This window comes from Bradyrhizobium sp. USDA 4473 (assembly GCF_054063335.1).
Window position 1 is genome coordinate 4745779 of sequence record NZ_JBSSGE010000001.1, and the last position, 9315, is coordinate 4755093.

Genomic DNA, 9315 nt, shown 5'->3' on the forward strand with positions numbered 1-9315 from the left:
CGCTTTCGGCCTACCTTTGGGGTTCCAATTTTGCCGGGAACCCTGCCATGAGCGATCTGAAGCCGCTTCGCCTCGACATCGTCTCCGACGTCGTCTGCCCCTGGTGCTACATCGGCAAGCACCGCATCGAGGACGCGCTGAAGCTGGTGCCCGATGTGCCGGTCGAGGTGCACTGGCGGCCGTTCTTCCTCAACAATTGGGTGCCGCGCGAGGGCATCAGCCGCGACGAATACCTCACCGCGAAATTCGGCTCGGTCGAGGCCTATAAGGGCATCGCCGGCCGCGTGGTCGCCGCCGCCAGCGAGGAGGGGCTGACCTACCATCCCGAACTCGTCAAGCGCCAGCCCAACACGATCGACTGCCATCGCCTGATCCACTGGGCCGAGGCCAAGGGCAAGGCGGCCGAGATGAAGCAACGGCTGATGGAGCTGTACTTCCGCGACGGCGGCGATCTCACCGACACCGATGTGCTGGTGCAGGCAGCCGCCGATGTCGGGCTCGACGCCGACGGCGTGCGCAAGCGCCTGGCCACCGACGAGGATGTCGCCCTGGTCTCGGCGCAGGCCCAGGAGGCCGCCGAGAAGGGCATCTCCGGCGTGCCGACCTTCGTGTTCGCGCAGAAATACGCGGTGTCCGGCGCCCAGCCGGCCGAGCAGCTCGCCCGCGCCATCCGCCAGGTCTCGGCCGAGATCAACGCACAGGCGGCGGAGTAGTCCGCGATCATTTTCAAAGCCCGGCTCGCGCCGGGCTTTTTCGTTTGCCCTCTCACCCATCGGAAACAAATCAGGAAAGACCACCATGATCTATGAGCTGCGCACCTACACGGTACGTCCGGGCACCGTCGGCGAGATGGTGAAGGCCGCGAGCACGATCTCGCGCGATATCCGCGGCGACAATTTCGGCAAGCTGGAAGGCTACTGGATCACCGAGATCGGGCCGCTCAATCAGGTCATGCACATGTGGAGCTACGCCGACCTCAACGAGCGGTCCCGGTTGCGCGCAGAGCTTTCCAAAAATCCGCGCTGGACCGGCGAGTACATTCCGGCGATCCGTCCGCTCCTGGTGCGCCAGGAAGTCCGGCTGCTGAATGCGATCATTCCGCCGGTGGCGCCGGCCACCAAGGGCAACATCTACGAATTCCGCAACTATCGCGCCAAGCCGCTCGGCGGCGTCAAGCAATGGCTCGACCTGTTCACCGGCGTGATGCCGGAGCGCGAGAAATACTCCAAGATCGTGGGCCTCTGGCAAACCGATGCCGGACAGCCCAACGAGGTCTGTCACATCTGGGCCTATCCCGATCTCAACGCCCGCGCCGCGGCGCGCGGTGGAGCGATGAAGGATCCGGCCTGGCTGGAATTCCTGAGCAAGGGTACGCAGCTGCTGGAAGAGATGCACTCGACCATCATGCTGCCGGCGCCGCACTCGCCATTGCAGTAAGGCGACGACGGTCGCGCTGTTGCAGGCTGCGGCGACGTCGAGACCCCCGGCAGAAAGCCTCACCCGATGTTTCCATCGGATGAGGCTTTCCAGGCAAGGGCATGCACTGCCTGAGAAACAGCGCACCGCAACGCTAGTGAGGCCGGCTGACACCAACCTGACGGCGACATCCAGTTGCTTTTTGATGTAGCTGTATGGCTACGAAAAGGTAAATCGCTGGCCGCGCTGATCAGGCAGCGCGCCGGCGGCGGATCAAGCGGACGGCGCTGCGCGCGGCTTCATAGCCGAACCTGTTCAGGGCCAGCGCGGCATGGATGGCGGTGACCAGCGGATCGCGGCGCCGCAGCGGCAGCAGCACGTCGCCGATCGCAAACCGGCCGCGCCAGAGCGGGTCGATCATGGGGTGGCCGGGCGCCGCGGTGGAATCGGCTGAGTTGATCGTGGGGTCGGCGCAAAGGTGCCGCGTGAGCTCCAACGTCAATTGCGTGCCAGGCGAATGCTTCGCGAAGCGCTCGTCGATGCCGATCTTGAAGAAGAAGGCGCGATCCTGGTGGCGGACCACGATGCCGGCTGCGACCGCCGTGCCGCCGGCATGCAGTGTGACGATCTCGCAGCGTCCGCACTCGGCCATCGCCAATGTCGCGCGGCGGATGAAGGTCGCATCGCCGGCATGCTGGCTGAGCGCCGTGCCGCGCTGGCCCTTCCAGCCGCCGGCTTCGAGGGCAAGGAAGATCTCGAGCGCCGCGGCGATTGCCCGCGGCGTGCGGGCGACATCGAAGCGCACCGCGCCGTGGTCGCCCAGGCGATGGCGCTGGCGGCGCAGCTCCTTCAGCTTCTTGGGCCCGAGCGCGTCGCGCAGCAATTCGTCGGCGTCACGCGTCGCATCGAGCTGTGCGCGCTGCCAGGCGCTCAGCAGGCGCGGCTCCAACCCGTCTTGTGCGAGCACCGTGCGGATCGCCGCCATCGCCGGGCCTTCGAGCGACATGGTGCGCAGGATCAGCGCGTGCGCGCCCGCATCGCGGGCCTGCTGCAACATCTTGCCGGCCGCCTGCTCGGCGGCGTCGCGGTCGAGCAGCGGCGTGCACAGCGTGCCGTAGGGTTCGGCGCCGACCACCGCGGGCAGCGGAAGGTGGTAGATCCGCCGCATCGGGATCACCGGCAACAGCCCGATCAACTGTCCGGCATCGCCGGTGGCGCTGAGCAGCGATGCGCCGGTGCGGCCGCGCGCCGAGGCATCGACCGCCAATTCCCAATCCGCCTGGTAATAGCCATTGGGCTCGATCGCGCGCTCGGCAAGCGCACGCCATGCGCCGACCGGCGCGCCTGACAGCGGCGGCAACGCGCGGTCGCCCGTGGCATCCTTGCGCGATGCACGGCGGATCATTGCCCGGTCAGCTATATCGGCCACGTCCCTGTTTCCCCGGCGCGTCCGCACGGCAGCTCAGCCTGCGTTCGTCAGGGGGCAACGCTAGGGCAAAGAGATGGAAAATGCCGTTGAGGTCACCGGGCAATTTGAGCGGTCACGTTAACGCAGCGTTCAGCATATGGCGGACGGCACGCCCGCGCTTTGGCGGTGACCGACCAGCCATCGGCTGCACGAACAGCGCACCGCCCGGAACGCCTGTCGTCCGGATCATTCTTGCACCACCGGTGTGCGCACATGCGCACTGAGCGGCCGATGCGGGCGCGCCTAGCTGCAAGGTCTCCGGACGATCCGGGTGCGCAAAGCAAAGGAAACTGACATGTCGAGATTGGACGGCAAGGTCGCGGTGATCAGCGGCGGCAACAGCGGCATCGGGCTCGCCATCGCACAGCGCTTCGCAAAGGAAGGCGCGGATATATTCGTCTTCGGCAGGCGCAAGGACGAACTCGACAAGGCGGCAAAGCTGATCGGCGGCGGTGTCACCGCGATCCAGGCGGATGCGTCCAGGCTCGACGATCTCGACCGTGTCGCCGGGACGGTTCGCCAGGCGAAGGGCAGGGTCGACGTGGTCGTGTCCAACGCCGGCTTCACCGAACAGGTGCCGCTGCGTGAGATCACGGAGGAGCACTACGACCGCACGTTCAACCTGATGGCCAAGGGGCCGCTGTTCCTGGTGCAGAAGATGCTGCCGATGATGGCTGGCGGCGGATCGATCATCCTGGTGTCCTCGGCCATGCACTATATGGGCCTCGCGAACCACTCGACCTATGCCGCCACCAAGGCGGCGGTGCGTTCGTATGTCCGGACCTGGGCGGCCGAGTTCAAGGACAGCGGCATCCGCGCCAACCTGCTCAGCCCGGGGCCCGTCGACACGCCGATCATGGATTCCCAGGCGTCGACGCCCGAGCAAGCCGCCGCGATCCGCAAGATGTACGCCAACTACACGCCGATGCTGCGGATCGGGCGTCCCGAGGAATTGGCGGCGGCGGCCGTCTTCCTCGCGTCGGACGAAAGCTCGTTCATGACGGGCTCCGACATGGTCGTCGACGGCGGCGTCAGCAACGTCTGAACGGGTTTCCCGCAACGATCGGACGGGCCTGCATGACATGCGCCATCAGGCTTGGCCGGCGCATGCCGACATCTCGGGCTAAGGCTTGGTGCTGCGTGGCGTGTCCGCCGCGACGGTGCTCTCGACCGGCTCGTAAGTCTCGGTCACGCAATTGTCGTCGGCCTCGACCTGGCGGCGATCGAAGATCGCGCCTTCATTGATGAAGACGCGATAGGTTTGCGTCCCGAGCGGCTTGCCGATGACCGACGTCAGCTCGGCACGCACGCAGGCGGTCCAGCCGGTGCCGCGCGGATCGTGCAGCGGCGTGGAGACGCGCACATGGGTCGGCTGCGAGCCGGCGGTGAACACCGAGTCCAGTTTGCCGGCAACCAGCCGTTTGACATCCGGAGGCGTCTCGAGCGGCGCCGGTTCGGTGGCCTTGACCCGCAACGCCTCCGGCCACACCGCGTGGCTGTCCGCCAGCCCGCAGCCGCTCAATATGATGGCGGCGCCGGCCAGCAGCGCCGCCAGTTTTACTGGTCCCTGTCCCATCCCGCGAATTTAATGTACCGCTGCCAAGATTGCGCCCCCCTGGTGGCGCTGTATTCGCGTTACGCGACGCTTTGTCGATCAACAAATGTCGAGCGACACGTTATCGTCGGGGTAGAGGTATTGCCGGATGTTTCCGCGGCTGCGGGGGAGAGAGATGGACATGAAAAGCTTCACGGTTGCTGCCGTCATCCTGGCGCTGATCGCGACGCCTACCCTGGCCCAGGGCCGGCGAGGCGGCGGCGGGGGCGATGCGAAGACGGAGCAGAAGCCCAAGGTCGACGAGAAGGCCTACAAGGCCGCGCTCGATCGTATCCCCGAACCCAAGGAGAAATACGATCCCTGGGGCGTCACCAAACCGGCCACCGACCCGGCCAAGAAGCCGAAATAGAGCCGGACGCCGCAGTTTCTTACAGGTCCATCATCCGTAGCCGCAGATTGCCGCGCGGCATGAACCTTCACCTGATGGCGTCAGACCCATCTCCGATGTCATGTCGGAGGCCGCCATGTTGCGCCGTTCGCTCCTCAGCCTGCTCGTTCCCGCCGCGATCCTGTTCAGCGCGGCGCCGGCATCGGCGGAAAGCCGGCTGGCGCTGGTGATCGGGCAGTCGGCCTACAAGTCGGTGCCCGCGCTGCCCAATCCGGCCAACGACGCCAAGGCCATGTCGCAGATGCTCACCGATGCCGGGTTTGCGGTGACGACGGCATCGGATCTGTCGCAGGACGAGATGCGCACCCGGATCAGCGACTTTGCCGGCGAGGTGGCGGCGAAGGGCGCCGATACCGTGGCGCTGGTGTTCTACGCCGGGCACGGCCTGCAAATCGATGGCGAGAACTATCTGGTGCCGGTCGACGTCGATCCGAAGCGCGAGGCCGACATCCCGATCCAGGCGGTTCGCCTCAACGACATCCTCAACACGCTGACCTCGGTGCCGAGCCGGATGCGCATCGTGCTGCTCGATGCCTGCCGCAACAATCCGTTCCCGGAGCTCAGCAAGACCGCGGGGCATGGCCTTGCCATCGTCGATGCCAGGATCGGCGCGCCCGGCACCTTCGTGTCGTTCTCGACCTCGCCGGGGGCGGAAGCCGAGGACGGCAGCGGCGCCAACAGTCCGTATACGACCGCGTTGCTGGCGACCGCGAAGCAGCCGGGGATTGCGATCGAGGACATCTTCAAGCGGGTTCGGCTCGCGGTGAACAAGGCGACCGACGGCCGCCAGACGCCGTGGGACTCCTCGTCGCTCACCGACGACTTCCGCTTCATCGCGGCGACGGCGGATGCGCCAGCGCCCGCGGCCACTCCGACGCCGACGCCGGCGGTGGCCAACCGCACCGTCGACGAATGGAAGCGCGAGTTGCAGGGCAAGCCGATCGAGACTGCGAACGAATTGATGGTGATCGACGGCACCGACGAATCCTATGAGGCCTTCGCCGCGATCTTCGCCGGCACGCCGCGCGGCCTGCAGGCGCGCGACTGGCTCGACCGGCATCGCCGCATGGTGGCGTGGAACAACGCCATCATCGCCAATACGGCGGCAGCCTATCGCAGCTTCCTCGTGCAGTATCCTGACAGCGACCTGACGGCGACCGCGCGCAAGATGATCGAGCGGCTGCGCTACCGTCCCGACCTGACGCCGGCTGCGGCGATCAGCGTGCCCGCGACCAATGTCGCGCTGGCGGCGCCGACCTGTCCCTGCAATGCCGCGCCGCCGCCGCAGCAGAAGGCCGCCGTCGCGCCGGCCAAGAATCGTGTCGAGCAGCGTGTCGAGAAGCGTGCCGAGCCCGATCCGCCGCGGCGCGCCGGCAAGCGGCCGCCCGCGCGTCGTGGTCGAGGACGACGTCGTGGTGGTACGCCGTCCGCCGCCGGCGGTGGTCTATGAACCCGTCGGACCGCCGAGCGGAATCGGGATCGGCATCGGCGGCGGTGGCTATCGCGGCAATTATGGCGGCGGCTATCGCAGGGGTGGATACTGACGCGCCGATCGCGTAAACGCTTTCCCCGCATGAGATGCGCCGTTCGCATCTCGCGGGAGGACGCAATGCGATCCCTGTTTGGCCTGCTCGCCGCGCTGCTGTGCATGCAGCCGGCGCTCGCCTGGGAGTATTGGGGCGGCGATCGCGGCGGCACGCGCTTCTCGCCGCTGACGCAGATCACGACAGACAATGTCGGCACGCTGGTGCGCGGCTGGGACTTCCGCACCGGCGATCTCGACGCGCGCCCGCCCGCGGTGATGAAGCGCACCAAGTTCGAGGCGACGCCGCTGTTCGTCGAGGACAGCCTGATCTTCTGCACGCCGTTCAACGAGGTGATCGCGCTCGATCCCGGCACCGGCGCGCCAAAATGGCGGTTCGATCCGAAGATCAGCATGGGTCAGCGACCGGCCAACCGCTTCGTCTGCCGCGGCGTCGCGCACTGGACCGACGATCGTGCGGCTGAAGGCGCGGCCTGCAAGTCGCGCATCTTCACCGGCACCAATGACACGCGCCTGATCGCGCTCGATGCCAAAACCGGCAAGCCTTGCGCCGATTTCGGCAATGGCGGCGAGATCAAGATCGACGCCGGGATGAAGCTGGAATGGCCGGGCGAATTTCAGATCACCTCGGCGCCGGTGACCGGGCACGGGGTGGTCGTGGTCGGATCGGCGATCGGCGACAACCGGCGGGTCGATGCGCCGCTCGGCGCGGTGCGCGCGTTCGATGCGCGGACCGGTCAGCCGCGCTGGACCTTCGATCCACTGGTGCATAACGGGATCGAGGCCGGTCACAGCAATGTCTGGGCGCCGATGTCGGTGGACGAGGAGCGCGGCCTGGTGTTCCTGCCGACGACATCGCCCAGTCCGGACTTCTGGGGCGGCAAGCGTCCCGGCAATGACGAGCACGCCAATTCCGTCGTCGCGCTGCGGATCGAGACCGGTGAGCTGGTCTGGGCATTCCAGACCGTGCATCATGACGTCTGGGATTACGACCTGCCGGCGCAGCCGACGCTGGCGCGGATCGACACCGGCAACGGCCCGCGCGACGTCGTGATCCAGCCGACCAAGCAGGGCTTTGTGTTCGTGCTCGACCGCGACAGCGGCAAGCCGGTGTGGCCGGTCGAGGAGCGCCCGGTGCCGCAGAACGGTGCCGAGGGCGAGCAACTGTCGCCGACGCAGCCGTTCCCGACCCATGTGCCGCCGTTGCTGACGCAGCGGATGACGGCCGACGACGTCGCAGGCCTGCTGCCGGGCGTCGGCAACCCGGCGTGCGACAAGCTGCTCGCGCAATCCCGCAACGAAGGACTTTACACGCCGCCGTCGACGCAAGGCACGATCGTCTATCCGATGACCGGTGGCGGCGTGAACTGGGGCAGCGCGGCGTTCGATCCGGTCAACCAGATCCTGTTCGCCAATGTCAGCCATGCCGCGCATGTCGTCACGCTGATTCCGCGCGACCAGGCCAAGGGCTTCAATCCGCCGCCCGGCCATGAATTCGGCCAGCAGGAGGGCGCGCCGTTCGCGATGTCGCGGGCGCTGGCGATGACGCCGGTCGGGACGCCCTGCAACAAGCCGCCATGGGGCGAGACCGTGGCGGTCGATCTGAAGGTCGGCAAGATCCTCTGGCATTCCTCGGTCGGCACCAGCGAGGATGTCGCGCCGCTCGGCATCGCGCTCAATACCGGCACGCCGCTGGTCAATGGCGTCGCGATCACTGCCGGCGGCGTGCTGTTCACCGGCGCGATGGACGCTTATCTGCGCGCGTTCGATGTCAAGTCGGGCCGGCAATTGTGGCTCGGCCGGCTTCCGGTGCCGGGCGTCGCCAATCCGATGACCTATCTCTGGAAGGGCGAGCAGTATGTCGTGATCGGCGCCGGCGGCCATTCCGAGGCCGGCACGTCGATCGGGGACAGCGTGGTGGCGTTTCGCCTGCCGCGGCCGGGCGAGGGCGCCTCGCTGTGGACGCGCCTGATCGATCGCCCCGGCGGGCGGTTTGCTGCCAAGGCTGTGGCCGCCGGTCTCGTACTCGTCGCCCTCGTAGCGTTGCTGTGGCGCTGGCGGAGCCGCCGCTCGCGATCCGCCTAGGTGCTCCCTGCTGGATGGGCGCGCCGCCAAAACAGCGAAAACAACCCCATGCAAAGGAGCCGGCGGCTGCCGGCGTCCGAAAAGCAACTTGACACGTCGGGCAACTCAGGATAGTTTTCTAATATTCCGAAATGATGCAGCCATCGCCTCGATCGGTGCCGAAGAGCGGAAGTTTCGCCCTTAGCCTTTCGCAGCGGGTGCGGGCGGCACGGGCAGAATGATTTCGGAAGCGATCTTCCAGTCCTTCCCGATGCGAAGCCAATTGATGATCATGAGAAATGGCCTGGCTGTTCCATCCTGTCCCGCATAGGAGACCGTGATGTTCATTGGCACATACGACTCGGCAACGTCGCGCGTCAGGCCGACGACCCGGAACCTCGAATAATCCGGCTCCAGCACCACCGGACCCGAGGTGCCGATGTCATGCAGCTTCTGATCAATCGCCTCGTTGCCCCAAAAGCCGGCCCAGTTTCCCTCGGATTGAATCGCACTCTTGGCCACCAACAGGGCCGAGGGCGATTGCCAGAACATCCCGTGCAGAGCCTTGAAATCGTGATTGTTGGCCAGCTCCATCAACTTGCCGAACTTTGACCTGATCGCATCGATGGTTGCAGCATCCAGCGGATCGTTCCTGGCGGCGGGAGCGGATGCAGCAGCTCCCATGGAAAGAGCGAAGGCAATGAGGGTGGAGGCAAGTGTCTTGTACATGAAGGAATGCCGTTTTGGATGTCTGTATCGCATCATGCTGACGCACTTCGCGCGCCGCGGTTGATGTGAGTTGTTCATTTCGATCGACCGGA

At 66.4% G+C, this 9315-nt stretch carries 8 protein-coding genes and 1 pseudogene; 6 read left to right on the forward strand and 3 right to left on the reverse strand.

The features are described from left to right. Positions 1–47 precede the first annotated feature (47 nt). Together ACVW17_RS22070 and ACVW17_RS22075 are read left to right on the forward strand one after the other, a co-directional pair. Positions 48–713, forward strand: a complete 666-nt coding sequence (locus ACVW17_RS22070) for a DsbA family oxidoreductase (protein WP_456753880.1) — start codon at positions 48–50, stop codon at positions 711–713. Positions 714–798: 85 nt separating this feature from the next. Continuing rightward, the gene (locus ACVW17_RS22075) at positions 799–1437 is read left to right on the forward strand and encodes an NIPSNAP family protein (RefSeq protein WP_456753881.1); all 639 of its coding nucleotides are present in this window, start codon (positions 799–801) and stop codon (positions 1435–1437) included. A gap of 229 nt (positions 1438–1666) precedes the next feature. Here ACVW17_RS22075 and ACVW17_RS22080 read toward each other — a convergent pair whose 3' ends face one another. Continuing rightward, entirely contained in the window at positions 1667–2845 is a 1179-nt protein-coding gene (locus tag ACVW17_RS22080) for a GNAT family N-acetyltransferase (RefSeq protein WP_456753882.1), read from the reverse strand. A gap of 334 nt (positions 2846–3179) precedes the next feature. Here ACVW17_RS22080 and ACVW17_RS22085 point away from each other — a divergent pair, with 334 nt between their 5' ends. Continuing rightward, a complete protein-coding gene (locus ACVW17_RS22085) occupies positions 3180–3929 on the forward strand; it encodes an SDR family NAD(P)-dependent oxidoreductase (protein ID WP_456753883.1) in 750 nt (249 codons plus the stop codon). A 78-nt stretch (positions 3930–4007) separates the two neighbouring features. On the opposite strand, the gene ACVW17_RS22090 is transcribed toward ACVW17_RS22085, so the two are convergent. Next, positions 4008–4460 (reverse strand): hypothetical protein, encoded by a 453-nt coding sequence (locus ACVW17_RS22090; RefSeq protein ID WP_456753884.1) that lies wholly within the window; start codon positions 4458–4460, stop codon positions 4008–4010. Between the two features lie 160 nt (positions 4461–4620). On the opposite strand from ACVW17_RS22090, the gene ACVW17_RS22095 reads away from it, so the two are divergent. The 3 genes and pseudogenes from ACVW17_RS22095 (at position 4621) to ACVW17_RS22105 (ending at position 8515) form a co-directional block, all read left to right on the forward strand. Next, positions 4621–4848 carry a hypothetical protein gene (locus ACVW17_RS22095; RefSeq protein WP_456753885.1) on the forward strand — a complete coding sequence of 76 codons (228 nt, stop codon included), beginning with the start codon at positions 4621–4623 and terminating at the stop codon, positions 4846–4848. 115 nt (positions 4849–4963) lie between these two features. After that, a pseudogene (locus tag ACVW17_RS22100) lies at positions 4964–6431 on the forward strand (caspase family protein). Positions 6432–6496: 65 nt separating this feature from the next. After that, positions 6497–8515 (forward strand): pyrroloquinoline quinone-dependent dehydrogenase, encoded by a 2019-nt coding sequence (locus tag ACVW17_RS22105; protein ID WP_456753887.1) that lies wholly within the window; start codon positions 6497–6499, stop codon positions 8513–8515. A gap of 180 nt (positions 8516–8695) precedes the next feature. On the opposite strand, the gene ACVW17_RS22110 is transcribed toward ACVW17_RS22105, so the two are convergent. Further along, positions 8696–9223 carry a hypothetical protein gene (locus ACVW17_RS22110; RefSeq protein ID WP_456753888.1) on the reverse strand — a complete coding sequence of 176 codons (528 nt, stop codon included), beginning with the start codon at positions 9221–9223 and terminating at the stop codon, positions 8696–8698. Positions 9224–9315 lie beyond the last annotated feature (92 nt).